The following is a 26,396-nucleotide window of genomic DNA, read 5'->3' on the forward strand; positions in this document are numbered from 1 at the left end:
TTACTCAAATACCACTACAAATGAGTTTAACCCAATGCACCGACGCACCTTTTTGGGACTGGTAGCCGCTAGCGCTGCCTCCATGGCTTTTGCCCAAGAGTCTTCCCCTGCTTCTGTCTTTTTGCATGTTGATGAGTTGGCTGATTTTGAATCAGCAAGACAACGTTTGGACCGTGTAAGTCGATACGTAGGGTTTGGCAATTTCAATATCATTAGCTTCGACTTAGTGTTGCATTATGCCCGTAATGTGAGCAAAATCGGTGCTTTTACGCCCAGCGAGCTCGTACTTTTTGAAAGACTTTTTTACGATGCAACGGAGCCTTATGGGTTTTTTGGACAGCGTACGTGTGAAGCACTTACTGCTGTTATTTCAGAAAAAGAGGTCTATAAGGTGCCTCGGTCTGGACATTATTTGTTTCAAGGCGAAGCACTGCATGCCTTTGAGCGTTTGCAAAAAGACGTAGGCCCCACGCTGGTGTTGACTTCTGGTGTACGCAGTGTTGCTAAGCAAATGAGCCTCTTTTTGGACAAAATCAGTGCGTGCGAGGGCAATATTTCCCTTGCTGCTAAATCCATCGCTCCTCCAGGACATTCGTACCATAGCATTGGCGATTTTGATGTGGGAAAAAAAGGGTTTGGGTATTTGAACTTTACTGAAGAGTTTGCCAAGACAGATGAGTTTTTGACACTCCAGCAGTTGCCTTACGTGCGCACCCGCTATCTTCCTAGAAACCCTGATGGGGTCTGGTTTGAGCCGTGGCACATTCAGATTATTAAGACGGTGTAGGCGTGATTTTAAGCATTGAAAGCAGTTGTGATGATAGCTCTATTGCGTTAACGCGCCTTGAAGATTGCCAGTTAGTCTTTCACAAAAAAATCTCTCAAGAACTCGACCATGCTAAGTACGGCGGCGTGGTGCCCGAACTTGCCGCAAGGCTTCACGCGGAAGCGCTTCCAAAGATTCTCGAAGAAACCACGCCTTATTTGCAAGAAGTCAAAGCCGTTGCGGTAACGACAGAGCCTGGTCTTTCGGTGACCTTGGTGGAGGGTTTGGTGATGGCAAAGGCACTGTGTATTGCTCTAGATGTGCCGTTGCTTCCCATTAACCACCTGCATGGGCACATTTATTCGCTTTTTTTAGAACAACCTGCTGTGTTTCCCTTGGGGGTATTGCTAGTCTCAGGGGGCCATACGCAGCTCTTACATGTAAAGGCGCATGGGAACATAACCTGTTTGGCCACCACCATGGACGATAGTTTTGGTGAAAGTTTTGATAAGGTTTCTAAAATGCTTGGCCTTGGGTATCCAGGTGGGCCTGTAGTAGAAAAAATGGCAAAACAAGGTGATGCGAAGCGGTTTAATTTTACCGTGCCGTTGTTGCGTACTCCCAAGTTGGCATTTAGCTATTCGGGCCTAAAAAACCAAGTGCGTTTGGCTATTGAGGAGTTGGGAGAAAAAAGAGACGAGCAAGACACCTGTGATGTTTGCGCCAGTTTTCAAGCTACCGCCACAGCCCATTTACTTAACAAACTTGAACGGGCGTTTAAAGCCCACCCTTTTGAGTGTTTTGCAGTAGTGGGAGGGGCAAGTGCCAATCTTTATCTGCGCACTCACTTGGAAAAACTGGTAGAAAAGTACCGCATGCCGCCTTTGATGGTCGCACCGTTGGTCTATTGTTCGGACAATGCCGCAATGATTGGACGGTGTGGGGTGGAGGCGTACAAACGTGGGGAGTTTGTGGGATTGGATGATGTGCGCGTAAACCCTAAAGTGGCTTTTTAAAAGGGTGCAGGGAGATTGATAATTTTGATTTCAAGCTCTAGTAAGATGCCTGTTTCGGCTAAAACCGTCGCTTTGGCCTCTTGGATGAGTGCAATCGCTTCTTCATAAGTACCTCCGCCAAGGTTGACAAGAAAATTGGCGTGTTGTGGGCTAAAAGCCATGCCTCCGCGTTGTTTTCCTCGAAAGCCCACCGCCTCTAAAAGCCTGCCCGCGCTCTCGTTTGGTGGGTTTTTAAAACAACTTCCAGCACTTGGGTCTTTGGGCTGATTGGCACGCATCTGGCGAAACTGTTCTGCTAAATCCCTATCAAACCCCTCTTTACATGTAAAGGTTGCCTCAAAGACATTATCAGGGAGATAGGCGTAGCGGTAGCCGTGTTTAATTGTTGCCTTTTTCACCCATCCTTTGTGGGTGCGCACCGCTACAAGGGGATTGAAAATCTCCCATCCTTTTAATCCCGCATTCATGGCAAGCATCCCGCCAAGAGTGCCAGGGAGTTGTTGCATAAACTCAAACCCGCCAAGGTCATGTTTTTTGGCAAAAGAAAAGAGCTTGCCGCTGGGGGTTGCAGCCCCTACATGTAAAACTCCATTGTCTAGGCGAATAAAATCAAACGTTTTGCTAAGCATTGCAAGGGGAGGGGGCGTGGGGCCAATGAGAAGGTTATTGGCCCCACCAATGATAAAACGCTCTAAAGGGCCAGCTTCTTCCACAACAAGCACGTCAACCTTTGGTCCAATCCGCAGGTTAGAAAAGGTCGAAAAATCGACAGTTTTAACCATCAGTGTACAAAAGTGGGAATCATGTTAAACACCCGAGTGGTAAATTCAATCATCATGTTCATCATCCATGGCATGGCAAAGATGATGACGGTAACCACGAGCAAGATTTTAGGCACAAAGCTTAGGGTCATTTCGTTGATTTGGGTGGTGGCTTGGAAAATACTAATGGCAAGACCCGCTAAAAGCCCCGCCATGAGCATGGGTAGGGCTAACGAGAGGGCGATTTTAAAGGTTTGAACGCCTAGGCCAATGAGTGTAGATTCCACTAGCTAAACCTCGCTGTTTCGTAGTGGGAAGGGATGAGGTAATCGTGCACATCCAAAGGCACGTCGTAAACACCGTGGTCAAAACCCAGTTTAAAAAGATGGTTAATGGCGCTTAGTTGGGTTTCGTTCATGGAAACAGAGGCGTCATTGGCATACATGGAAAGGTAAGTTTCAAGCTTTGAAGCGTCAACTCGAAAAAGCCCCCGTTCTAGTAGCATACGTGAAAGCAGCGGCTTAGAGACATTGCCAAGGCGCACAGCATCTGTTAGGGATTTTTCGTAAGCAATGGCCTTAACCAAAGGAAGTGAGCGGCGCAAGGCCATGCCTCCAAGGGGCAAAGGCATGCCCTCGCCTCCAAGGTCACACCATATGTCCCACAACTCTTTTTCGACTTCCAAACTCTCATCAAAGGTTAAAATACTCTCGTGAATCAACACGCCCGCATCTACTTCACCGCACAAAACGGCGGGCTCTATGTCTAAAAAGTTTTTATACACAACGCGTGCATCAGGATAAGCTAAGCGAAACAAAAGGGCATTGGTGGTGTATTTGCCACTGAGGGCCACTTTGAAATTGCGTTTGAGTTTAGCACCCTTTCGCTTAATGAGTTTTGGCCCATACCCCTCTCCAAAACTCACGGCTGTACGCAAAAGTGCGTAGTCGTTACGGATGTGTGGGTAAAGCCCAAAACTGATGGCAGTAATGTCGTAGGTCCCCTTCAGTGCCTCTTGGTTAAGGGTTTCGATGTCAAGAGCGATATTTTCAAAAGAGACTCCCTCAACACTCACCCAGCCAAGCTTGATGGCATAGTACATAAAAATATCGTCTGCATCGGGAGAATGAGCCACTGTAATCACGAACATCCTTTGAGAAAATTGGACCGATTGTAACACAGGTGGGCTAAAAATTACATTTCAAATTGCCATCTTTTTGAGGGCTATGGCCGTGCATGGGGTATAATCAGAAGTTTTTTAAAGCAAAGATGTTACAATCCCAACTACTCTCATAAAGGAATCTTATGGCTATGGATGAGAACAAACGCAAAGCACTTGAATTAACAATGAAGCAGATTGATAAGGCTTTTGGTAAGGGGGCGATTGTTCGTTTAGGCGACAAAGAAATCGAACCCATTGCCTCTATTGGAACAGGCTCGCTCGGGCTTGATATTGCCCTTGGAATCGGTGGAGTGCCCCGAGGTAGGGTTATTGAAATCTACGGTCCTGAGAGCTCAGGCAAAACAACCCTTGCTCTTCAAATTACGGCACAAGCCCAAAAAGCAGGCGGTATTTGTGCCTTTGTAGACGCAGAGCATGCACTGGATGTAAAGTATGCCCATAACTTAGGAGTCGATACGGAAAACTTGCTTGTTTCACAGCCAGATTTTGGCGAACAAGCCTTGGATATCGTCGAAACCCTTGCTCGCAGTGGCGCGGTGGATGTGATTGTCATTGACTCGGTGGCCGCTCTTACTCCCAAAAGCGAAATTGATGGCGACATGGGCGATGCCCACGTGGGGCTTCAAGCTAGGCTCATGAGCCAAGCTCTGCGTAAGCTCACAGGCGTGGTGCATAAGATGAACGTGACGATTATTTTTATCAACCAAATCCGCATGAAGATTGGGATGATGGGGTACGGCTCACCTGAGACCACCACGGGTGGCAATGCCTTGAAATTTTATGCCTCTGTACGTATCGATGTGCGTAAAATCGCAACCCTTAAACAAGGGGAAGACCAGATTGGTAACCGCGTTAAGGCTAAGGTCATTAAAAACAAAGTTGCCCCTCCTTTTCGCATCGCTGAGTTTGACATCATGTTTGGTGAGGGTATTTCGCGCGAGGGCGAGTTAGTGGATTATGGTGTAAAACTTGACGTGATTGACAAAAGCGGTGCGTGGTTTAGCTACAAAGACAAAAAATTAGGGCAAGGGCGTGAAAATGCCAAAGCACTTTTGAAAGAAAACAAAGAATTAGCAGAAGAGATTGAAGAAGCAGTTAAGCAGGCCATGGGGCTTAATCCTAGTGTCATGGTGGTTGGAGATGATGAACTTACGGAGGATGAGGCATGATTTTTATTGATGAAGTACGCGCAGATGAGGTATTGGATAGTCGAGGCAACCCTACGGTGCGAGCAACGGTGGTCTTGAGTGATGGCACGGTAGCCAATGCCATTGTGCCTAGTGGCGCAAGCACTGGCAAACGTGAGGCGCTAGAGCTTCGCGATCAAGATGAGCGCTACATGGGCAAAGGTGTACGCAAAGCAGTGGAAAATGTGAATGTGCAAATTGCTGATGAGATTACAGGAATGAGCCCTTTTAACCAAGCTGAAATTGATAGCACAATGAAAGCACTTGATGGTACAGAAAACTACTCTAATTTGGGCGCTAATGCGGTGCTGGGTGTCTCTATGGCTGTAGCGCGTGCGGCAGCTTCGAGCCTTGGGATGCCTCTTTACCGTTATTTGGGCGGATCAAATGCGAGGGTAGTGCCCACGCCGATGTTTAATATCATCAACGGTGGAAGCCATGCCGATAACAGCGTGGATTTTCAAGAATACATGATTATGCCTTTAGGATTTGCTTGTTTTGAAGAGGCACTGCGCGCCGCAGCTGAGGTGTACCAACATCTCAAAAAAGCGTTACATGGTAAGGGACACAGCACAGCTTTGGGTGACGAGGGTGGTTTTGCGCCCAATCTTGCCAACAACGAAGAGCCTATTGGGGTGATTTTGGAAGCTATTAAAGCAGCAGGATACACTCCTGGTGTGGAGATTGCCATCGCACTCGATGTGGCTAGTAGTGAACTTGTGTGTGAAGGCGGGTACCGTTTGGCATCCGAAAACCGCACCCTAAGCAGTAAAGAACTTGTCGAATACTACGCCTCGATGTGTGAAAAATACCCTATTGTTTCTATCGAAGATGGACTAAGTGAAGACGATTGGGAGGGATGGCAGTATTTGACCCAGCGCCTTGGTGAAAAAGTGCAATTGGTAGGCGATGATTTGTTTGTCACTAACGCAACTATCTTGCGTGAGGGCATTGAGAAAAAAATCGCTAATTCGATTTTAATCAAGCCCAATCAAATCGGTTCTGTAAGCGAAACCATGGAAACCGTTAGGCTTGCCCAACGCAACAACTATACGTGTGTTATGAGCCATCGAAGTGGCGAGAGCGAAGATGCATTTATTGCCGATTTTGCCGTAGCGCTTAACACAGGACAAATTAAAACAGGCGCAACCGCAAGAGGGGAGCGCAATGCTAAATACAACCGTTTGCTAGAGATTGATAAAGAACTTGGTGGCGGCGAGTATTTGGGTGGCGAATTGTTTTAGTAATGCGTGAAATTTTAGAGGAGTATAAGACAAGCGAGATACGGCAGTTTTACCGTAGCCGTTTTGCACTCAAACTCCTCTTTGCTTCTTTGGTGGTCGTTGGATTTGGAATTTATATGGGCGATCTTTTTTTTGGAAGAAGCTCTCTTGATGTGCTTTTAGGGCTTCAGTCAGGCAAAGAACAATTGCAAAAAAGGGTCATTGAGTTAAAGCATGAAAATGCCGCACTTCAAAAAGAGTATTTTGAGTTGCGTCAACTTGATCCGGATATGCGCTAATGCAAGGAGTGACATGAGAGCCATCATTATCTTAGGAATAGGCCTTGTTGCCAGTTGTTTTGCAAGAGAAAACCCTTTTTTACCCACCTCTGAAACAGTCACTACACCCACCAATATTCAAGAGCAACGGGGAGATTTTGAACAACAAGCCACGACGTTGCCTAGCCGTGCGCGGGTGCTTCAGTATGTTGTTTTTGGGTATCAAGGCGTTGATGGCGGAACAGAAGAGTTGCGCATGGAGGTGGATAAGAACGTTGATTGGCACGATCCTTTAGTAGTAACCACAGAAAGTCTTTTGCTTCGTCCAGCTCCTGTTAGTGTGCCTTCCGAGCCAGTACCTGAACCTCTTAGGCAAGAAACTGTTGAGCTTAAACAACCTCTTGTAAAAGAGGTGGGCTTTGGAGGATTTATTGTTTTTGAAGCAACCCAAATGCGACTAAAGGTCTTGACGAATGATGTGCTTGTGCGGCATTTTATGGTCGCAGACCCCTATAAGGTTGTTTTGGATTTTGAGCGCGATACTGCTTTTTATACTAAAGTCCTTGAAGTTAAAAATGGGGCGTTTAAGACAATTACTATGGGAAACCACAACGGACGCTACCGCGCGGCCATTTTGCTTGACGGACACTACCTGTATGAGCTCAAAAAGATCGAAGATGGCTACGAGGTTTTGCTAAAGTAGTATTGGCCCCCTCGGCAGGGAGCCAACAAGGGCTTAGTGCTTGGGGGTAATGTCGACTGGCCCAAGGTAAAGCTGACGTGGGCGAGCGATTTTGATTGTAGGCTGTTCTTTGAGTTCTATCCACTGAGAAATCCATCCAGGCGTGCGACCAATCACAAAAATAACGGCAAACATCTCTTTTGGGATTTTTAGTGCTTGCAGAATGAGGCCTGAGTAGAAATCAATGTTAGGGTACAGCTTGCGGCTGATAAAATAATCATCTGTAAGAGCAATTTCTTCGATTCTGTTTGCTACCTCTACTAGCTTGCTATCAATTTCAATCTCTTTCATGAGTTCGGTGCGAATTTTTTTCAAAATGTTGGCACGCGGGTCAAAGTTTTTGTACACGCGGTGGCCAAAGCCCATGAGTCTAAAAGGATCATCCTTATCTTTGGCGCGCTTGATGAATTCATCCACGCGGTCCACAGAGCCAATCATTTCTAATTGACGAATCACCGATTCATTAGCTCCGCCATGGGCTCTTCCCCATAACGCACCAATACCTGCACTAATGGCAGCATAAGGGTGGGCGTGCGTGGAAGCTACGTTACGCACAGTGGTGGTTGATGCGTTTTGTTCATGGTCGGCATGAAGGGTAAAGATGGTGTCGAGAGCTTTGATTTCGATAGGTTTTAAGTCGATGTGTTTGTGGGGATAGCCACGCAACATATACAAAAAGTTTTCCGTAAAACCACGGTCAAGGTCAGGATAGATGATGGGTAGACCCAAGCTACTGCGGTAAGAAAAAGCAGCAATGGTAGGGATTTTTGCCACAATACGTTTGGCCATTTCCATGTATTCATCAGGATTGTCAATGTCAATATGCTCAAAATAAAAGGTTGAAAGGGCCGAAACACCTGCAGAAAGAATAGCCATAGGGTGGGCGTTGTCAGGGAAAGCATCAAAGAGTTTTTTCATTCCTTCATGAATAAAAGAGCGTTTTTTCATCTCAAGACAAAAATCTACGCGTTGTTCAATAGTAGGAAGCTCTTTATTTAAAAGCAAGTAAGCAACATCTAGAAAAGTACGCTCTTGGGCCAAATAAGAGATGTCGTACCCACGGTACATGAGCTGTCCTTTGTCGCCATCGATGAACGTGATGCGTGAGCGGCAAGAGGCAGTAGACGTGTATCCGCGGTCAAAGGTAAACATGCCTGTGTCTTGGTAAAACGTAGAAATGTCAACCACCGAGGGCCCCATGGTGCCATCAAGAATGGGAAATTCGAAGCTCTCTCCTGTGCGGTTATTGGTAAACGTAACAGTGTCTTTACTCATAGGCATCCTTTTTATAATTTTTCACAGATTATACCACAGTGGGGGTATCTTAACAGAAATTTTGTTAAGCCTACGAAAGCCAAAAAAAGGTACTCCTATTTTTTTATTTTCCCAACAACATGCAGTAACTTAATGCCTAACATTGCAATAATAACTTCGGCAAGGCTTGTTAAAATAAGCGCATAGTAGAGTGTCTCAGAAATAGTGCGAGATTTAAAAGCAATGGTGGCCACTGCAATTAAAAGGGTAAGGGGCATGGAGTGGGAAAGGGCCAGCAAGCAGGACTTTTTTGCCCCCAAGTGCTTCCAAAAAGCGATGCTTGAAAGTTGCCGAACCACCAACATGGCAAGGGTGATTGTTGCCGCAGTTGTTACTACACCTTCCATTTGGAGAGCATTTAACGGAAAGGTGGAACCAATGTAAATAAAAAAAGTGGGCACCAAAAAACCAAACCCAAAGGAAGAAAGCTTATGGGGAAGCTCTTTTTTGTGTTCAAAAAAGGTGGCGATAAATGCTCCCGCGATAAACGCTCCAAAGGCAATCTCTAAGCGCAAAAAAATCATAATGGCAATCATAACGATAAACACAGACATGGAAAGGCGAATATCTTTTTCATCTTTGTCATAATGGGGCATAAGGAATATTTTAAGTTGAGGAAACCACCAAAATAAAACTTGCAATCCTTGAAAAAGAATAATAATAAGTGCAAGAAATCCCACTAAATAAACCAAAGACATATACAGTTGTGCGCCTATTCCAAACTCTAAAATAGCGCCGGTAAAGGTTAGTAAGGCAATGCTCACAAGTTCGCCCATAATACCCACAAACATAGCAAGGTTAAGCCAAGGTTGGTCTTTGCCGTACTCTTTGTAAAGGGTTAAAATAAGCCCAATGGAGAGCAAGGGCAAAATGACCATCATGAGCATGCTATAGCCCATGTAGAGAGTAAAACAAAAGGAGAAAAAGTAAAGCAAACACACGTAAACCAACCCCTTTTTAATCAGGGCTTTGTCGGTGCGCACAAAGACGCGCAGGTTTACTTCCACGCCGGCGAGAAACATAAGGTAAAAAAAGCCAATCTCTGCCACAAGCTCAAATAGATAATAATCACTTATAAACCCATAATACCCAGCTAGCATTCCAAGGATGATTTCCACAGAAGGAATGGGCATTTTAAACATTTTTGAAAGATACGGCGAAGTGAAAATAATCACGGCAACGGTGATGAGAATGGAGAGTTCGTTCATGAACTAAAGGCCCAGTACTCTTTTTTCCAGACCCGCTTGTCGGGTTTACATGTAAAGCGTGTTACGTCCCATCGCGGAGTGTTTACATGTAAAAGAGCGCATTCGCACGCCTCTTTTTTTCTAGCACACACTTCCCCAGGGTTGAGAAAAAATGTGCCATTGTTTAGCGAGGCTTCAAAAAAATGCGTATGCCCATACACGACCAAATCTGCCCCCTCTGGTGTGAGGTAAAAAGGGTGGTGCATAAGCTTTACATGTAAGCCTTTGTGGGTGAAACTGTGGGGCTCTTGCACGAGGGCGTAAGTGTCTGCAAGATTGTATAAATGCATGTCGTTGTTACCCAGAACTGCCTTGTAGGGAACGCCGCATTTTTCCAAGAGTTTCAACGTTTTCTCCTCTACGATGTCGCCCGCGTGCAACAAAAACTCCGCTCCATTTTCAATGAGTGTGTCGATGCAAAACTTCGCTAAATCACTTCGGCGGTGCGAATCAGATAAAACCCCTAGCGTCACTCTGGAATTACCTTATGTTTGCACTTAATACATTCAAGCAAGGCTTTGCCCCGAAGGGTTTTGGCTGCCATGAGGTACCCGCACTCAGGGCACGGTGTAGCGGTGGGTTCATAGGTGGAGATGAAGGTGCACTTGGGGTAGTTGGCGCACCCGTAAAATTTCCCACGTCTGGAGCTTCGTTGTAAGATGTCGCCGCCGCATTCTGGGCAAGGGACGTCTAGCTTGGCGGGTGCGGCTTTGGGCGAAGCGGCGAGGTTTTTGGAGTATTTGCATTTAGGAAAAGCGCTGCACGCGATGAACTCGCCATAGCGCCCTTTGCGTTGCAATAAAGGCGCACCGCACTCTGGGCAGTCTTCGCCAGTAGGAATGGCGACTTTTTGGCTAGCGATATTTTTCTTTCCTTCTTCAATTTGAGCAATGAAAGGCCCGTAGAATTCGCTGAGCACGTGTTGCCAATCGCGGCTGTTTTCTGCAATCTCATCGAGCTTTTCTTCCATGGACGAGGTAAAGTTGCTATCGACAATCTCAGCAAAGTTTTTTTCCAAAAGTTCAATCACCACAAAGGCAGTGTCGGTGGGGACGAGTTGTTTTTTTTCTACATTAATGTAATCGCGTGCCGTGAGCAAGGAGACCGTGGGTGCGTAAGTAGAAGGTCGCCCGATGCCAAGGCTTTCGAGTTTTTTAATCAAACTCGCTTCTGAGTAACGTGCGGGTGGCTCGGTAAAGTGTTGGTTGGCCACAAGCGAGTCCAAAAAGGCACGGTCTCCTGTGGTGAGCGTGGGCAGGAGCTTGTCTTTGTCGCTGTTGCCGTAGACTTTGTAAAAGCCATCAAAGACCAGTTTGCGTCCGCTGGCTTTGAACACTCCTTTATTACATGTAAAGAAAACTGTTTGAGACTCAAACTGAGCGTCAGTCATCTGGCACGCAAGAAATCGGGTGTAGATGAGGGTGTAGAGTCTGAGTTCGTCTTTGTCTAAAAACTTGGCGGCGACTTCGGGAGTGAAGTCAATGACCGTAGGGCGGATGGCCTCGTGGGCTTCTTGGGCGCCTTTGGATTTGGTGCTGTAAAAAGCGGGCTTGGCAGGCAAATAGGCCGTGCCGTAGGTACTTTTGATGTGTTCTCTGGCTTTGTCTACCGCTTCTTTGGCAAGGCTCAACGAGTCTGTCCGCATGTAGGTGATGACCCCTTGGGTACCTTGGTGGGTCTTGACCCCTTCGTACAAGCTTTGGGCGAGCATCATGGTTTTCTTAGGTGAAAAGCCCAGCATAGACGAAGCGGTTTGTTGTAAGGTGGAGGTCATAAACGGTGGTGGCGAAGAGGTTTTGCGTGCTTTGGTTTCGATGGTACCAACAGTGTAGGTTTCCTCTTTGAGGTTCGTCTCAATGTAGCGCGCGCGGTCTCCTTGAGAGATGGTCATCTTGTCGATTTTTTGGCCCTCAAACTCTACCAATTGCGCTTCGACGTTGCCGTTAAAGAGCGCATCTAAGCTCCAGTACTCTTCAGGTTTAAAGGCGCGGATTTCACGCTCGCGGTCGACGACGATTTTGAGGGCGGAGGATTGCACGCGGCCAGCACTGAGGCCTTTTTGGATCTTGGAAGCTAGAAGTGGGGAGAGTTTGTACCCCACGATGCGGTCGAGCAAGCGTCTGGTTTGTTGGGCGTTGATGCTTTGGATGTCGAGCTTTCTAGGGTTTTCAAGGGCGTGGATGATAGCGGTTTTGGTGATTTCGTGAAAGACAATGCGGGGTAATTCTTCAGGCTCCTTGCCAATGGCCATGGCAATGTGGTAGCCGATGGCTTCTCCTTCGCGGTCCTCATCCGTCGCGATAAAAACGGTGTCGCTTGCTTTGGCTTTGGCTTTGATTTCGCTGACGATTTTGGCATTTTCTTTGGCGACGCGGTATTCGGGCTTGAAAGTGCCCTCTTCGATTTTGATGCCAAAACTGCTTTTGGGAAGGTCACGCACATGACCTTTGGAGGCGATAACTTCGTACTCTTTGCCCAAAAAGTTTTTGATGGTTTTGGCTTTTGTGGGGGATTCGACGATGATTAAGTGTTTCAAAATACTGTCCTGCTTTCCATTTAATGGTGCAATTCTAGCAGAAAAAGGAAAATTTGTAAGGCAGGGGTATAAAGTTTTTTGCTAAGGGAGCGATATGGTTTCTAACAGCAAGGATGCTGAATACACTTAAAAGGATTTAAGATGAGTTTCCGTATTAACACCAACGTATCGGCGATGAACGCCCACACGTCTAGCGTTGCCAACAACCGTAACCTTTCGGGTTCTTTGGCGAAACTTTCCTCAGGTTTGAGAATCAACACTGCCGCTGATGATGCATCAGGTATGGCTATTGCTGACTCTCTTCGTTCACAAGCAAGTGCACTTGGTCAGGCTATCAACAACGCAAATGACGCGATTTCGATGGCACAAACTGCCGACAAGGCGATGGACGAGCAATTAAAAATCCTCGACACCATCAAAGTCAAAGCAACCCAAGCGGCACAAGATGGCCAAAATGCTAACTCACGTAAAGCCCTTCAAGCGGACATCAAACGTCTTACTGAGCAACTTGACAACATTGCAGGTCAAACAACCTTTAACGGCAAAAGCTTGCTTTCAGGTTCGTTTACCAATGCTCAGTTTCAAGTGGGTGCTTACAGCGGCCAAACGGTTAGTATGTCTATTGGTGCAACTAGCTCCGATAAAATCGGCCAAACCCGTTTTGAAACTAGTGATATGGGTGGAACCCTAACGAGTTCTGCTGTTGTAACATTTACCGATGTACGCGGCAACACAACTGACTTTGAAGGTGTTGTTATTTCTACAAGTGCAGGTACAGGTATCGGTGCTTTGGCAGAAGTCATTAACAAAAACTCTGACCTTACAGGTGTAACAGCAAGTTGGAGCTTGACACAAACCAGTTCAGCAGCCGTCACTTCAGGCTCAGTGTCCACCTTGACTATTAACGGCATTATTGTTGCTGAGAGCCTTGATGTCGAGGCCAATGACCGCAGTGGGGTGCTTGTAGATGCGATTAACCAGTATAAGGAAACAACAGGCGTTACAGCAAGCGTAGATGCTCGCGGTAATCTTGAACTAACCTCTACTGATGGTCGCGCTATCGAGGCTTCTGGTTTTGGTGGTGTTGAGGGTGGTGATATTGAAGGTACCTTTACAGGACGTTTAACACTCATGAGCGCAGGTGCGGCGGATATTCAAATGACTATCGCGGGCGCAGCTGACCTTGACACATCAGGCGCGAACGAGAAAAGTGTAAGTCTTCGCGATATGATGAGCGAGATTGACAATGACACTGCCGAAGCAATGGGCGCTTTTGCTAACGACAATGTAATGGGTGCAACTGATGAGCTAGGTGCAGGTGTTACTACCTTTACAGGCGCACAAGCGATGATGAAAGTAGCGCAATCTGCTCAAGAAAAACTTGACAGCATCCGTGCGGACATCGGTTCTGCTCAAAACCAATTGGTAGCAACCGTGAACAACATCTCTGTAACACAAGTAAACGTGAAAGCGGCTGAATCTCAGATTCGCGACGTTGACTTTGCTGCTGAGTCTGCGAGCTTCTCTAAGTTTAACATCCTTGCACAATCAGGAAGTTATGCCATGAGCCAAGCTAACGCGGTACAGCAAAACGTACTCAGACTACTTCAGTAGTCTCGGGTTGATTTTTAAGCCGATGGGAGGAGACTCTCATCGGCTTTTTTGGTTTAAGGGGCATGGTTTTTGCTTTACATGTAAGACCTTAATCTAAAAGGCGGATGATGGAATTTTTTGAAACTAATCTTTCTGTGCTTGATACACACAACCCTCCTCTTGCACGTCGCCTTCGTGTTGTAGGGGAATTAAAACATTTTGAGATTTTTATGGACGAGGGCAATGTCGCCTCGCTCAATGCAGTGCACACAACCCATTTTACCCCTCTTTATGAAGGCTCTCCTGCGCAAAGTGTAGAGGAAGATACTGCGCGTTACGTAGCTTTTGATGAACATCCCTTTCTTTACATGTATGGACTAGGCAATGGGATGCTCATCAAAACGCTACTGGCAAACCCAAAACATGAGCGCATCGTAGTGGTGGAGCCTGAAGATGAGCTGGCGTTTGTAGTGCTGCATATGGTGGATTTTTCTGCTGAGCTTCAAAGCGGAAGGTTGGCACTTTTTGGGCAAGAGGAGGTGAATTTCCCTAATGCTTTGGCCCTCTTTGGGCATTTGAAAGAACAGCGCTACGCAAGGGTGTACGACTTACATGTAACGACAGAGTATTATTTAAAGTGCCATGAACTTGCGCTGAGGACGACCAATCAGGTATTTTTAGAAGCTCTGTATCATGGAATCAATGCGGCTGGAAATGACCCAACCGATAGTCTTATTGGGCTTAAACACCATCTTGTCAATCTTCCCAAGGTGCTCAAAACCCCTCCCGCACTAGAGCTTTTTAAGAAGCTTGGCACGACAGAAATCGCCGTGCTTGTCTCTACGGGCCCTTCGCTTACTAAACAACTTCCTCTTTTAAAACGCATTGCGCCTTATGTGCGCATCGTGGCAGCGGATGCTAGCTTTCCTGTGCTTTACCGTGCGGGCATCAAGCCTGATGTGGTGGTTTCCATAGAGCGGGTGGTGGAAAGTGCGAAGTTTTTCACAGAGCTTCCCAAGGAGGCCTTTGAGGGCGTGGTGTTTGCGCTCACTTCTTTGCAACACAAAGAAGTGCTAGAGAGCATCAAGGGGGGTACTTTACAGGTGAGTTTGCGCCCTCTTGGGTACATGATGCTCACAGGACCCGATGAGTGGGGATACATTGGCCTAGGAATGAGCGCCGCGAATATGGCGTACGAGCTTATCTACCACAGCAAATTTAAAACATGTATGTTGATAGGGCAGGATTTGGCCTACGGGGAAGATGGCACTTCACACGCAGAAGGCCATGTGTTTGGAAGCACTAATGTTAAAGAAAAAGAAGCCGACGCATGGGTTGAAGGCTGGGGTGGGGTAGGGCGTGTACGTACCAACCATACGTGGGACATGTTTCGTAAGTTTTTTGAAAAAGACATAGCAGAGACAAAGGCGCGGATGCTCACCATTAATGCAACAGAAGGCGGAGCGAGCATTTACGGGGCGGTTGAAATCCCTTTTGCTGAGGCTGTGGCTTTACATGTAAAGCAAGAGAAAGTAAAAATACCGCTTGAGTTGCGCTACGCAAGCCAAAAGGATGCAGTGCGCATTGGCGCTGAGGTGGAGCGCAAAGTGGAAGAGATGGCTACGTACACCCAAGCGCTTTTAGAAGAAACCAAGGCGCTTTTTTTGGATGTGGCGGCTGCGAGTGAAGATGAGGCAACAAGTGCGACTGTTTTTGAAGAGTTGATGGTGCGCATAGAAAAAGTCAAAGAGCGCTTTGAAGAGCCGCTTTTTGAAAAAGTGGTGTGGCACATAGCTCAGTCGATGATGCTTTCTCAGGAAATTTCTCTTGCATCCCTTGAAGTGCAAAAGGTCGAAACGGCAGCACAACAAGAGGAGAAAACCCGCGCGCTTGTGGAGGCGTACAAGTCGTGGTTGTTCGCTTTTGCGGGGATTATGGATGCGATTTTAAAGACCATTACCTTTGCTAAAACACGAAGGCTCATCGATGAGGTGGAGCGCATTGACGTCGAAGTGGAAGGCAAGGTGATAGATAGCTTTACATGTAAAGAACTCAAACCCACGTTTGGGCGGGTGTTTGACGTGGATATGCGCGGGATTTTGTACGACATGCCAGACATGCATGTGGGCAAAGCCGCGGTTTTTAAAGACGCCAAAACGGGCAAGGTGCTGCCAGAAGCGTTCGTGAGCGTCATCACACGAGAGGATGAGAAATACAATGAACTCAGCTTCATGAAAAGCCTCGAAGAGCCCATCGACGAAGAGAAGATAAAAGACCTCTACTGTCCCAACGCCATCGGGTTCTTGGCCACGGAAGAAAATCTGGCGGATGAGGAGTTTGTGGGGTATATTAAAGAGTTGATGGAGCGATTTCCTGATGTGGAGTTTAAGGGGTTTTGTTTTGGTGGAAATATAAAAGAGTTTTACGAAATTTTTGTCGACACTAAAAAATGCAAGGCTTTAGTTGTTGGCCACATAGAGAGTATTGCAACAACAATAGGTTTTTGGATTCACAATAGTAAAGATGTGAAAACCAATGCTATCATAAAAGTTTTGCCTGATAATTATGGTGTTTTATTTTGTTACTTTGATGGTAATTTTGAAAAAACAATCATCGACTTAGAAAATACATACCATCAAAGCAATCAGCTTGCTTTAAAAAAATACAGGTTACTTTTTGGGGATACAAAACCATGGATTACGAATTTTTATATAGAAACGCTCTATAATGGCCTTTTTGAGGAGTTTGGCTACAAGGAGTGCAAAATAGACATACATTCAACTTTTAAAGAGTTTAATATATTAAGAATCTCTTTATGTCTCTCAAATTTTCAGTTTTATAAACAACTTGTTAAATTGAGAAAATTACTCAAATAAAAACGAGAAAGGCAGCTTAGCTTGAATTTAAATAAACTTATTATTAAGCCAACATTACAGTGCACGGCCGATTGTTTTGGGTGTGTTTCTAGACGTTCTTTGCATAAAGAAAAGCGAAAACTAGAACAAGTAACCCTATGGCGGTGGAAAGAAATTTTAGAAGAAGCGGTTGCTCTGGGTTGCAGGAATCTTGAAATCAGTGGGGGAGAGCCCACTCTATATAAAAATTTATTAGAAATAATTGAGCTAGGAAAAAGGCTTGGTTTACATGTGCATATGAATACAAATGGGAGCATGATTAATGATGCTTATGCTGAAAAATTAATGGAATCAGGACTTGATAGCATTATGCTGTCTCTATATAGCCACGATGCAAATACTCTAGATTCCATGAGGAGAAGCAAGGGTCTGTGGAAAAAAGCTACAGCTACAGCAGCAGCAATAAATAAGGCAAGAATAAGGTTCCCAAACTTTAACTTTTACACTCAAACCATATTGTGTCGAGAAAATTTTAAAGATTTTAATCATCTGATAGCGTTGCATTATAGTATCGGTTCAGACAGAATGGCAATCTCTTATCTGGAGGGGGATTTCCAAAAAAAATTTTTACTTAAAAAGGATGAAATTAAGTATTTTCGAGAAACAGTTATTCCCAAAAGCATTAGTTTAGTTAGTGAGCTTGGGATTTATAATAAAAGAGAGGCTGTTGGTGCTTTAAAAATGTTATATGCTGAAGAGATTAGTACTCTTGATGATTTCTCTCAAGGCATTTACTGGAAAAATAAAAAGTGTTCTGTTCCGTCCAGCTCGGCATTAATTCTTTCAAATGGCGATATTCACCCATGCAATATTGTGGAATACGCCCATAAACCTATTATGGGAAATATCATAAAAAATAACTTAACCGATTTATGGAATTCGGACTTGTGGAATCAGTATCGAATTCATTTGCATGAAAAATGTGAACTTTGTCCAATGAATATTCACACCTCGCTTGGGCTTAATGAATTTAAATTTACTAGAATGACCCAAGAAGAGCTTGATAAATTAAATATTTTGGCAGGTTCTCTCCCTAGCTCAAGTAATATTGTTGAGATTGGTTCTTATTACGGCGCATCATCCTTGGCTATTGCAAAAGGAATTAGCCTAAAAGAAAATGCAATACTTTTTTGTATTGACACGTGGAAAAACACATCAATGTCGGAAAGTGATAAAGATATTTATGAGGAATTTTTAGTAAACATAGATACACATAAGCACTTGATTAGGCCAATTAGGGGGTATAGTCACAATGTGCACAATCAGATAAAACATCTTGCAAAAAGTGGAATCGATATGCTTTTTATTGATGGTGATCACTCGTATGAAGGCGTTAAGAGGGATTGGGACTTGTACTCTCCCATGCTAAAAAGTGGTTCTGTGGTTATTTTTCATGATGTTGGATGGGCCGAAGGGGTAAAAAAAGTTATAAGAGAAAATGTGAAACCCGTTGTATTTAAGGAGTCAAATTTTGAACTACCAAATATGTATTGGGCCTGGATAAAGTGATCTTAAGTGTTATAATACCCACCAAAGACAGATCAAGCCTATTGGCAAAAGCCCTAGGAAGTATTGAAAGACAAACACTTCCTGAAAAATTATTTGAAATACTTGTGATTGATAACGGTTCTGCTGACAATACCAGAGAAATCGTCAAACAATATGAAGCCAAAATTGAAAATTTAAGATATTTTTATGATGCTACTGCTGGCCTGCACACGGGAAGACATGTAGGATTGAGAGAATCTAGAGCCGATCTACTGGTATATCTTGATGATGATGTTGAGTTATTCCCTAATCACTTATGCAGCGTTTTGGAATCATTTGAAGACAAGTGTGTGGCCTTGGTTGGAGGAAAAAACCTGCCTGTTTTTGAAGAAAATCCTCCAGCATGGCTTTTGTCAATGTGGAGAAAGGAAGGCATGGTAGGACAGTTGAGTGTTCTTGATTTGGGTGATAAAATGAAAGAAATAGACTCCTCTTTTGTTTGGGGCTGCAACTTCTCTGTTAGAAAATCAGTGCTATATTTGGCAAACGGCTTCCATCCTGATGCTTTTCCCCAGGAGTTTATTAGGCTTCGAGGGGACGGGGAAAGCCATGTGTCGGACTATGTGAAGGAAAATGGCTATAAAACAATATATAACCCAGGCGCAAGTGTTTATCATTTTGTATCAAAAGAGCGAATGACGGAAGAGTATTTTTGCAAAAGAATGTTTAATCAGGGCATTTCAAATTCGTACTCAAAGCTAAGAAAGTATCAAAAGTTTAGTGATTTGAAAAATAGGTTTGAAAAAAAAATTATCCCCCCAATGACCTTAGAAGATAAAATGAATAATGCCTATCTTGATGGATATATTTTTCATCAAATTGAATGTTTGAAGGATGCTGAATTATTAAAATGGGTTTTGAAGGAAAGGTATTTTGAATAAATATAAAAAAGTTTTATTAAATGGTATGTAGATGGTTTAGGCAACTAATTAACTTGCTAATGCTTAAAGCTCGGTTGATGGTGGTGGTTAAAAGAAAAGGAAATATTCAGATTGAAACACCTCGGACCATAAGTTTGAAATCACTATTTTATTGTGATGGCAAATATATTAAAATTGGAAAAAACACCATCGTTAGGGAATATGCTTATATCCGCCTGTATGGGGGAAGTGTTGAGATAGGGGAAGATTGTTCAATAAATCCATTTTGTGTTATTTATGGACACGGTGGACTTTTTATTGGAAATAATGTCAGAATAGCAGCACATTGTACAATAATACCAGCAAACCATATCTATAAAGATCCCAATAAGCCGATTTCTCAACAAGGAGAGACACGTTTGGGAATTAAAATCCATGATGATGTATGGATTGGCACAGGGGTTAGAATACTGGATGGAGTTGAAATTGGAGAGGGCAGTGTTGTGGCAGCGGGTAGCGTCGTTGTTAAAAGTATCCCGCCATATTCTGTTGTTGCTGGGGTTCCTGCAAAAATAATAAAAAAAAGAAAAATTAATGATATGGCGGGAGAGAGTATTGACAACTATTAAAATAATATGGTTTACTGTGTTTATATAAAATGATTTTTACCATACAAAAAAGTGAGCCGGTTAGTTATTGATGACAGGAAGGGCTATTTATGACCAAAAAAATATATCAATCAGAAGTTGATTTTTCTAAAAATCCACTAGAAAACTATAGTTATTTTACCTCTATGGCGGACGAACTTGAAGCGCGTGGAGCTAACGTTGTTGTTGAAAACATCGACATTGATGACTTTAAGTGTTGGTTATCCATGTTTTCAAATATAGATAACCAGTATAGAGGCTGTGGAGATGTTTATATTGAAAAGTGTTTAGAGCACTATCTAAGCTATAAATTACTTGATTTTTTACCCACTGATGTATTTATGGATGTAGCGGCAAGTGGAAGCCAATACGCAAATGAACTGTATTATGCTAAAAAAGTAAAGCAAACATATTTGCTGGATTTGGCTTATGCAGAAGGAATCAATGGAATTAAAATCGGTGCAAATGCTGGTGATATGAGATTGCCGAAGAATTTTGTGGATAAAATGAGCATGCATTGTGCCTATGAGTGCTTTGAGGGAAATGCTGATATTGGGTTTTTAAAAGAGGCATCAACTGTCCTGAATAAAAATGGTAAATTTGTTATAACTCCTTTATACTTGGATAAAACGTACTACAATTGTACAAGTGAAAAATGTGATCAAAGTGAAATACAGTTTGACAGCAAAGCGTTGAAAGTGTGGAGAGATGATGAGTATAGTGTTCCTTTTTCAAGACATTATTCTCCTGAAAGTTTGTGCCAGCGAGTTATTCATAATATGCCAAGTAACATTCAATACAAGCTTTATTTCTTTGAAAATTTACCGGAGCTAATGAGGGAGTTTGTGGGACAGAGAATTTATTGTTATTTTTTGCTATATGGTGAAAAAAATGATTAAGACAATTATCCACAACACCCAGCAACTTGCAATTATTATAAAGAATAGATATCAAAAAGATGGCGTTGAATTTTTTACCCCAAGTGACTATTCTCAACAATTGGCATATATGTCTCATAAAAAAGGTAAAAAAATTGATGCACATATACACAATAGGGTCTCTCGGGACGTTTATTTAACTCAAGAAGTTCTTGTAATAAGAAAAGGAAAACTTAGAGTAGATTTTTATTCTCAAGAGAAAGCTTATTTGGAAAGTGTAGTTTTGGAAAGCGGAGATGTAATTTTGCTCGCAAGCGGTGGGCATGGGTTTGAGGTGTTGGAGGATTTGGAAATGATTGAAATTAAGCAAGGTCCGTATTTGGGGGATGAAGACAAAACACGATTTGAGCATGTTTCAAGCGACAAATTGGATATAAAACAATGATACCAGTAAATACGCCTTTGCTGAATGGGAATGAAAAGAAATATCTTAATGAGTGCATAGATACAGGCTGGGTAAGTAGTGAAGGCCCCTTTGTGGCGCGTTTTGAAAAGGAGATGGCTAGCTATACAGGAAGAGAGTTTGCAATAGCATGCGCAAATGGGAGTGCAGCGCTGGACATTGCGGTTAAGGCCCTAGGATTTCAGAAAGGAGATGAGGTCATTATGCCTTCCTTCACAATCATATCTTGCGCTCAGGCATTGATAGGCCAGGGGATAACCCCCGTTCTCGTTGATAACGATTTTTATACATTCAATATGAGTGCTGATGCGATTGAGGGTAAAATTACACAAAAAACAAAAGCTATCATGATTGTTCATATTTACGGATTGTCTGTAGACATAGATCCAATTATCGCCTTAGCTAAAAAACATAACTTGAAAATAATTGAAGATGCTGCTCAAATGCATGGTCAAGAGTACAAAGGTAAAAAGTGCGGTAGTTTTGGGGATATAAGCATTTTTAGTTTTTATCCAAATAAGCTTATTACTACCGGCGAAGGTGGTATGATTCTTACAGATAACGAAAACCTTTATGAAAGATCAAAAAGCTTGCGAAATCTCTGTTTTGGAAAAGAGCGATTTATTCATGAAGAGCTTGGATGGAATTATCGTATGACAAATATGCAGGCAGCATTAGGGGTTGCCCAGTTGGAACAAATAAATAAGTTTGTCAAAAAAAAGCGCAATATGGGCAAAAAATATAATGAACTTTTAAATGGGATTAAAGCTATAAATTTACCAATAGCAAAAACTTCATATTGTGAAAATATTTACTGGGTCTATGCTATTACATTAAAAAATAATTATAAAAAAAATGTAAAAGATGTTGTAAATGAACTTGGGGCGCTTGGTGTGGGAACAAGGCCATTTTTTTATCCCATTCACCTCCAGCCTGTGTTGAAAAAAATGGGTTTTTTTGCAAATGAAAAGCTCCCAAATAGTGAAAAACTTTACGCTAGAGGTTTTTATATCCCAAGCGGTTTGGGTTTGACTGAAGAGGAGATTGAAAAAGTGTCTGATGTTCTCCATAAGGTCTTAATATGAGCTCTTTTGGCGATATATATTCAAAATATTACGATTTACTTTACGGCGATAAAGACTATGTTGGTGAAGTAGACTATGTGATTGGATTGTTGAACTCCTTTGGGGCTAAAGAGGCCAAGACAGTTTTAGATTTAGGTTGCGGCACGGGAAAGCATGCTGAATTGTTTTGCGAAAAGGGCTATGTTGTTCACGGCGTAGATTCAAGTAAAGATATGCTTAAAATAGCACAAAGCAGGAGAAGTGGAAGAGAGGATGGACTTAGTTTTAGTTGTTCAAAAATTCAGCACTTAAATCTTAAAAAAAAGTTTGATGTAGTAACCTCCTTGTTTCATGTGATGGGTTATCAAAATTCGAACGAGGATTTGGTTCAGGCGTTTAGGGTGGCGAAAGAGCACTTGCAATGTGGAGGACTCTTTATTTTTGATTTTTGGTACGGACCAGCAGTCTTGACCGACCTGCCTAAGGTTAAAGTAAAAAGATTTGAAAATAAATTCATCAAGATAACACGCATTGCAGAACCAGCTTTAAGGGCTCAAGAAAATGTTGTTGATATAGAGTTTGATGTTTTTATTGAAGATAAATTTTCCAATAATATTACACAAAAAAAAGAGATACACTCAATGCGTTATTTTTTTGACACAGAATTGGAGCTTATTTGTCATTTAGTTGACTTTGAGATTCTTGAAAAATATGCATGGATGAGACAGAAGAGTTTGGGTTTTGATAGTTGGAATGCAGTTTGGATTTTAAAAGCTAAATAAAAGAGGGAAAAATGCCAACATTAGAATGGTTAAAAAAAGAATTCCACTATGGATATACTAGTGGTAATATGGTGAAAAATAGCGATGAGATACGCGAAAGAGAAGAGAGAAAAATAGGTGGAAATTATATTGAAATAGTGCAAAAACTTTTAGTGAGTCATATCCAGCCAAATTTTAGCGTATTGGAGCTTGGCCCAGGAAGGGGCTCGTGGAGTCAAGTGATTTTAAGTCTATTGAATCGAGATGGAAAATTTACAACGCTTGATTTTCAGGATGTTTCAAAATGGATAAATAGTGTAGAAGATGGTCCAAAAGTTGAGCATTTTCAAATTGATTCTTTTGACTATTCTTTTTTAAAAAATGATGAGTTTAATTTTTTCTGGTCTTTTGGTGTATTGTGCCATAATAATATAGACTCTATTTATCAAATATTTCACAATATTTATCCAAAGATGAAAAAAGGTGCCATTTTAATCCACCAGTACGCAGACTGGGAAAAGCTAGAGAATTTTGGATGGGAGAAAGGGGGTGTGCCTCCTGCATTCAAAGAGAAAATGGATAATGAAATTTGGTGGCCAAGGAACAATCAAAAAGCAATGCGAGCAATCTTGGAGGGCAATGGGTATGAAGTTTTAGCCATTGATTGTAATTTGGTTCAACGAGACTCGATTTTCATATGTAAAAAAATATAGCAAGAGCAAAACACAACCAATGAAAAATATTCAAGAGAAGAATATACTAGTTGTCGGATATGAAAAAAAAGACAAGATTCGCTATCCCCATCTTTCATATTTTCTTTTAGAATTAAGAAAATATGCCAATGTCGAATATTGCCATTACAGGGAAAGAGGATATTTTTTAGATTCAGACAATGATAAAGCATTTTTTGACCTACTTGACGAATTTAAAGATGCTGTTGCCGACCATGTTGGTCAAGATGTCTATGTTATAGCAATTGATAATTTGGCTTATGTGTTTTGCTGTTTGCTTTTTGAAAATGTCATATTATTGAGCTTTGATTTTGTAACCGAAAAAGAAAAAAATTTTCATTCTGTAGTCCAGCATCAGATAAGAAAGAATGTTAAAAAATATCTAAATAAAAAAAAGAAAATTATTATTCAGGATACTTTGAGGTATGAGCTTTTTTTAAGAACCCATTCTTTTGAAGTGACGGAACTGGATGTTTTTTATCTTCCTGTGTCTCTACCTGCAGTAAAAGAGCACGATTTTTGCATGCTAAAAAGAAAAAAAACCAAGCCCCTGGTTCTTCAAATAGGAGGAATTAGCGAAGATAGATCAGCCTCTCAGAGTATAATAGATGAATATCAAAAAGGTTTATGCTATACATTGAAACTTCATGGTTTTATCACTGAATCTGTGCGATTGTATAGTGAAAACGTTAGAAAGAAACCAGTATTGTCGGAGTTATTGGATGATGAGCAAAGTGTTCATAGTGTGGTTGAAACATGTGATATAGGGATTGTGTGCTACAATGTTTCAAATGAAAATTTTTATTTAACTGCATTTGCCTCTGGTCAAGCTGTCGAATTTCTGAGATGTGGCAAGCCTCTTATAGTTTACGGCCATACAAATTTAAAGAAACATATAGAAAACCACAGGGCTGGTATCGGTATTGAGTCTTTGGATGATTTGGAAAAGTGTGTTGAAGATATAACTAAAGAGTATGAGAAATTTTCTTCGAACGCCTTGAAATTATTTAAAAAATATTATGATTTAGCATTGTACTCAGATAGTATTTTTCCATGGGTGCTAAAAAAAGAGGAAGCATGAAGTGTAAAATGTGCAAATCGACTCGTATTGTGCGTCTTGAAGTGGTAGAGTCGATACATATAAAAGAAAAATATAAATTTGATGTAGCTAGATTTTTTCAACAAGAAAAATTCGATTTATTAAAATGTTTAGACTGTGATTTGAAATTTTTTAATAAAGTTGTTTCGGGAGACTCGCTTTTTTACGACTTATTGCAAGAAAATGAATTTTATTATGAAAAAGAGAAGGCAGAATTCGATTTTGCATTATCAAAAATCGCTCATCTAAATCCAAAAAAAATATTGGAAATAGGAGCAGGAAAAGGGTGTTTTGTAGAAAAAATTAAAGACTATTACGATGTTAGGGTTAGTGAATTTAGCAAAAAAAGTATTGATTTTTTGGAAAAAAATAATGTGACATTTGATTCAAGTAACGATACATATGATTTTATTTGTGCTTTTCAAGTCTTGGAACATGTGGAAAGACTGGATATTTTTTTAGAATTTATTGACAGTAAGTTGGAAGACAATGGTTACTTATTGCTTTCTGTCCCAAATAATGATTCGGAATATTTTAAAAACGTATTTGATGCGCTGGATTATCCTCCGCATCATATGTATCAGTTTAGCCGCAAAGCACTTCATAGCATAGGTGTTAAGTTGCATTATTCGGTGGAGGACTATTGGACTGAACCTCTGAGGATAGAGCATTATTTTTCTATTATTAAATCAAAAAGGCTTAAACTTATGAAAGCACATCCAATAAAGAGAAATTTTTTTTCATTATTTGACTATCTTTTGGCCCCATACTTTTACGATAAAAGTCAAATTGGACACACCCACGCGATTTTATTTCAAAAAATTACTAAAAAATGAAAATGGCAAACCTAGGCTGTGGGGGCCGCTATCATAAAGATTGGGTAAATCTAGATTTTAAATCGAACAACAAAGATGTTATTGAGCACGATTTAAATACCCCTTTACCATTTGCAAATGAAGGTTTTGATGTGGTTTACAGCTCTCATGTGTTGGAGCATTTATCAAAAACATTTGCTCCAAAATTTCTAAAAGAATGTTACAGGGTGTTAAAGCCCAGTGGAATTATTCGAGTTGTTGTGCCTGATTTGGAGCAGCTTGCTAGAAATTATTTACTTTTTTTAGAAGAAGCCAAAAGGGGAAATAGGGATGCTCAGGAAAAATATGAATGGACAATGATCGAGCTTTTTGACCAGATGGTCCGAAACTTTAGTGGCGGAGAGATGCTTGAGTATTGGCGACAAAATCCCATGCCACAAGAAGGTTTTATTGCAGAAAGAGTGGGCTCAGAACTTAAAAATGCAATTGACAAACTACGTCAAAGCCCGATCGGAAAACAAGTTGGTGAACGTGCCAAAAAGTCTGCGGAAGAAATAGGAAAATTTAGACTTTCAGGAGAAGTGCATCAGTGGATGTATGACGAGTATTCTCTTGGAAGGCTTTTGCAAGGGGCCGGTTTTGGAAATATTAGAAGATGCAAAGCCAGCGAGTCACTTATTCCTAACTTTAACAAATATATGCTTGACATTGAGGATAATGGAGACACAAGAAAGCCTGACTCTTTGTTTATGGAGGCTATTAAATAGAG

Annotated in this window: 26 protein-coding genes; 19 read left to right on the forward strand and 7 right to left on the reverse strand. The window is 42.1% G+C overall.

What is annotated here, in order from left to right; genetic code table 11:
- The first annotated feature begins 34 nt into the window (after window positions 1-34).
- Both JWV37_RS06610 and tsaD read left to right on the forward strand, forming a co-directional pair.
- A complete protein-coding gene (locus JWV37_RS06610) occupies window positions 35-787 on the forward strand; it encodes a D-alanyl-D-alanine carboxypeptidase family protein (protein WP_205458996.1) in 753 nt (250 codons plus the stop codon).
- Window positions 788-789: 2 nt separating this feature from the next.
- A complete protein-coding gene (gene tsaD / locus JWV37_RS06615) occupies window positions 790-1,782 on the forward strand; it encodes a tRNA (adenosine(37)-N6)-threonylcarbamoyltransferase complex transferase subunit TsaD (RefSeq protein WP_205458997.1) in 993 nt (330 codons plus the stop codon).
- Here the strand turns inward: tsaD and JWV37_RS06620 are convergent.
- Genes JWV37_RS06620 through JWV37_RS06630 form a run of 3 tightly spaced genes read right to left on the reverse strand, consistent with a single transcriptional unit; the run spans window position 1,779 to window position 3,693 of the window.
- Entirely contained in the window at window positions 1,779-2,564 is a 786-nt protein-coding gene (locus JWV37_RS06620; RefSeq protein ID WP_205458998.1) for a UDP-N-acetylmuramate dehydrogenase, read from the reverse strand. The genes tsaD and JWV37_RS06620 overlap by 4 nt on opposite strands.
- Window positions 2,564-2,830: a flagellar biosynthesis protein FliQ gene (gene fliQ, locus JWV37_RS06625; RefSeq protein WP_205458999.1), complete on the reverse strand. Its 267-nt coding sequence runs from the start codon at window positions 2,828-2,830 to the stop codon at window positions 2,564-2,566. The genes JWV37_RS06620 and fliQ overlap by 1 nt, the downstream gene beginning before the upstream one ends.
- A complete protein-coding gene (locus JWV37_RS06630; protein WP_205459000.1) occupies window positions 2,830-3,693 on the reverse strand; it encodes a menaquinone biosynthesis family protein in 864 nt (287 codons plus the stop codon). Before JWV37_RS06630 ends, fliQ begins: the two co-directional genes overlap by 1 nt.
- 161 nt (window positions 3,694-3,854) lie before the next feature.
- Here JWV37_RS06630 and recA point away from each other — a divergent pair, with 161 nt between their 5' ends.
- The 4 genes from recA to JWV37_RS06650 are packed head-to-tail and all read left to right on the forward strand — an operon-like array spanning window position 3,855 to window position 7,117.
- A complete protein-coding gene (recA, locus tag JWV37_RS06635; RefSeq protein WP_205459051.1) occupies window positions 3,855-4,895 on the forward strand; it encodes a recombinase RecA in 1,041 nt (346 codons plus the stop codon).
- Window positions 4,892-6,157, forward strand: a complete 1,266-nt coding sequence (eno, locus tag JWV37_RS06640; protein WP_205459001.1) for a phosphopyruvate hydratase — start codon at window positions 4,892-4,894, stop codon at window positions 6,155-6,157. The genes recA and eno overlap by 4 nt, the downstream gene beginning before the upstream one ends.
- A gap of 2 nt (window positions 6,158-6,159) precedes the next feature.
- Window positions 6,160-6,435 carry a septum formation initiator gene (locus JWV37_RS06645; RefSeq protein ID WP_205459002.1) on the forward strand — a complete coding sequence of 92 codons (276 nt, stop codon included), beginning with the start codon at window positions 6,160-6,162 and terminating at the stop codon, window positions 6,433-6,435.
- A 13-nt stretch (window positions 6,436-6,448) separates the two neighbouring features.
- On the forward strand, window positions 6,449-7,117 hold the full coding sequence (locus JWV37_RS06650; RefSeq protein WP_205459003.1) for an AMIN domain-containing protein: 669 nt from the start codon (window positions 6,449-6,451) through the stop codon (window positions 7,115-7,117).
- A 33-nt stretch (window positions 7,118-7,150) separates the two neighbouring features.
- On the opposite strand, the gene JWV37_RS06655 is transcribed toward JWV37_RS06650, so the two are convergent.
- The 4 genes from JWV37_RS06655 to topA form a co-directional block, all read right to left on the reverse strand.
- Window positions 7,151-8,431, reverse strand: coding sequence for a citrate synthase (locus JWV37_RS06655; RefSeq protein ID WP_205459004.1), 1,281 nt, complete (start codon window positions 8,429-8,431; stop codon window positions 7,151-7,153).
- Between the two features lie 95 nt (window positions 8,432-8,526).
- Window positions 8,527-9,678, reverse strand: coding sequence for a cation:proton antiporter (locus JWV37_RS06660; protein WP_205459005.1), 1,152 nt, complete (start codon window positions 9,676-9,678; stop codon window positions 8,527-8,529).
- Window positions 9,675-10,190: a YfcE family phosphodiesterase gene (locus JWV37_RS06665; protein ID WP_205459006.1), complete on the reverse strand. Its 516-nt coding sequence runs from the start codon at window positions 10,188-10,190 to the stop codon at window positions 9,675-9,677. The genes JWV37_RS06660 and JWV37_RS06665 overlap by 4 nt, the downstream gene beginning before the upstream one ends.
- Window positions 10,187-12,253, reverse strand: a complete 2,067-nt coding sequence (gene topA / locus JWV37_RS06670) for a type I DNA topoisomerase (RefSeq protein WP_205459007.1) — start codon at window positions 12,251-12,253, stop codon at window positions 10,187-10,189. Before topA ends, JWV37_RS06665 begins: the two co-directional genes overlap by 4 nt.
- 141 nt (window positions 12,254-12,394) lie before the next feature.
- Here topA and JWV37_RS06675 point away from each other — a divergent pair, with 141 nt between their 5' ends.
- From JWV37_RS06675 to JWV37_RS06735, 13 genes are all read left to right on the forward strand, one after another.
- Window positions 12,395-13,867: a flagellin B gene (locus JWV37_RS06675; RefSeq protein WP_205459008.1), complete on the forward strand. Its 1,473-nt coding sequence runs from the start codon at window positions 12,395-12,397 to the stop codon at window positions 13,865-13,867.
- A gap of 107 nt (window positions 13,868-13,974) precedes the next feature.
- Window positions 13,975-16,722 (forward strand): motility associated factor glycosyltransferase family protein, encoded by a 2,748-nt coding sequence (locus JWV37_RS06680; RefSeq protein ID WP_205459009.1) that lies wholly within the window; start codon window positions 13,975-13,977, stop codon window positions 16,720-16,722.
- A gap of 21 nt (window positions 16,723-16,743) precedes the next feature.
- The gene (locus JWV37_RS06685) at window positions 16,744-18,270 is read left to right on the forward strand and encodes a class I SAM-dependent methyltransferase (RefSeq protein WP_205459010.1); all 1,527 of its coding nucleotides are present in this window, start codon (window positions 16,744-16,746) and stop codon (window positions 18,268-18,270) included.
- Window positions 18,267-19,190, forward strand: a complete 924-nt coding sequence (locus JWV37_RS06690; RefSeq protein ID WP_369407663.1) for a glycosyltransferase family 2 protein — start codon at window positions 18,267-18,269, stop codon at window positions 19,188-19,190. The genes JWV37_RS06685 and JWV37_RS06690 overlap by 4 nt, the downstream gene beginning before the upstream one ends.
- Window positions 19,191-19,267: 77 nt before the next feature.
- Window positions 19,268-19,798: an acyltransferase gene (locus JWV37_RS06695; RefSeq protein WP_240332076.1), complete on the forward strand. Its 531-nt coding sequence runs from the start codon at window positions 19,268-19,270 to the stop codon at window positions 19,796-19,798.
- An 89-nt stretch (window positions 19,799-19,887) separates the two neighbouring features.
- Window positions 19,888-20,715: a hypothetical protein gene (locus tag JWV37_RS06700; RefSeq protein WP_205459013.1), complete on the forward strand. Its 828-nt coding sequence runs from the start codon at window positions 19,888-19,890 to the stop codon at window positions 20,713-20,715.
- Window positions 20,708-21,139, forward strand: coding sequence for a cupin domain-containing protein (locus tag JWV37_RS06705; protein WP_205459014.1), 432 nt, complete (start codon window positions 20,708-20,710; stop codon window positions 21,137-21,139). Before JWV37_RS06700 ends, JWV37_RS06705 begins: the two co-directional genes overlap by 8 nt.
- Window positions 21,136-22,242, forward strand: a complete 1,107-nt coding sequence (locus JWV37_RS06710) for a DegT/DnrJ/EryC1/StrS family aminotransferase (protein WP_205459015.1) — start codon at window positions 21,136-21,138, stop codon at window positions 22,240-22,242. Before JWV37_RS06705 ends, JWV37_RS06710 begins: the two co-directional genes overlap by 4 nt.
- Window positions 22,239-23,003, forward strand: coding sequence for a class I SAM-dependent DNA methyltransferase (locus tag JWV37_RS06715; protein ID WP_205459016.1), 765 nt, complete (start codon window positions 22,239-22,241; stop codon window positions 23,001-23,003). Before JWV37_RS06710 ends, JWV37_RS06715 begins: the two co-directional genes overlap by 4 nt.
- 11 nt (window positions 23,004-23,014) lie before the next feature.
- Window positions 23,015-23,695 carry a class I SAM-dependent methyltransferase gene (locus JWV37_RS06720; protein ID WP_205459017.1) on the forward strand — a complete coding sequence of 227 codons (681 nt, stop codon included), beginning with the start codon at window positions 23,015-23,017 and terminating at the stop codon, window positions 23,693-23,695.
- Between the two features lie 19 nt (window positions 23,696-23,714).
- Window positions 23,715-24,794, forward strand: a complete 1,080-nt coding sequence (locus JWV37_RS06725) for a glycosyltransferase (RefSeq protein ID WP_205459018.1) — start codon at window positions 23,715-23,717, stop codon at window positions 24,792-24,794.
- Window positions 24,791-25,648 (forward strand): class I SAM-dependent methyltransferase, encoded by an 858-nt coding sequence (locus tag JWV37_RS06730; RefSeq protein WP_205459019.1) that lies wholly within the window; start codon window positions 24,791-24,793, stop codon window positions 25,646-25,648. Before JWV37_RS06725 ends, JWV37_RS06730 begins: the two co-directional genes overlap by 4 nt.
- 2 nt (window positions 25,649-25,650) lie before the next feature.
- Window positions 25,651-26,394, forward strand: coding sequence for a class I SAM-dependent methyltransferase (locus JWV37_RS06735; RefSeq protein ID WP_205459020.1), 744 nt, complete (start codon window positions 25,651-25,653; stop codon window positions 26,392-26,394).
- The last annotated feature ends 2 nt before the right edge of the window (window positions 26,395-26,396 follow it).

Source organism: Sulfurospirillum tamanense (genome assembly GCF_016937535.1).
Taxonomy (GTDB): Bacteria; Campylobacterota; Campylobacteria; order Campylobacterales; family Campylobacteraceae; genus Sulfurospirillum_B; species Sulfurospirillum_B tamanense.